This window comes from Serratia proteamaculans (genome assembly GCF_946227095.1).
GTDB lineage: Bacteria > Pseudomonadota > Gammaproteobacteria > Enterobacterales > Enterobacteriaceae > Serratia > Serratia proteamaculans_E.
This window is the reverse complement of record NZ_CAMISV010000031.1, coordinates 1-492: the sequence shown is the minus strand read 5'-3', so window position 1 is coordinate 492 and position 492 is coordinate 1. Positions and strand designations below refer to the sequence as shown.

1 tRNA gene and 1 rRNA gene are annotated in these 492 nt (G+C 44.7%); both read left to right on the top strand.

Annotated elements, in window-relative coordinates:
* Positions 1-116: ribosomal RNA gene (locus OC597_RS26610) — 16S ribosomal RNA — on the top strand; the annotation flags it as partial.
* Between the two features lie 145 nt (positions 117-261).
* Positions 262-337 (top strand) — tRNA-Glu (locus tag OC597_RS26605).
* Positions 338-492: the final 155 nt, after the last annotated feature.

Sequence of the window (492 nt, the reverse complement as noted above, 5' to 3'; positions counted from 1 at the left end):
CAAAAGAAGTAGGTAGCTTAACCTTCGGGAGGGCGCTTACCACTTTGTGATTCATGACTGGGGTGAAGTCGTAACAAGGTAACCGTAGGGGAACCTGCGGTTGGATCACCTCCTTACCTAATGATATTGATTCGAGTGAAGTGCTCACACAGATTGTCTGATGAAAAAGTAATGAGCAAAAGCGCTACCTGTTGATGTAATGAGTCTCTGACTCATGCTGATACGAACCGATTAAGACGTTCAGTTTAATCGGATTTTCGTGTCCCCATCGTCTAGAGGCCTAGGACACTGCCCTTTCACGGCTGTAACAGGGGTTCGAATCCCCTTGGGGACGCCATCCGATAATGAGTGAAAGACATTATCACCGGTTCTTGCCGAACCGAAAACATCTTAAAGATGACTTTAACGAGTCGTGTTTAAGATATTGCTCTTTAACAATCTGGAACAAGCTGAAAATTGAAACATGACAGCTGAAACTTACTCCTCCGTAGA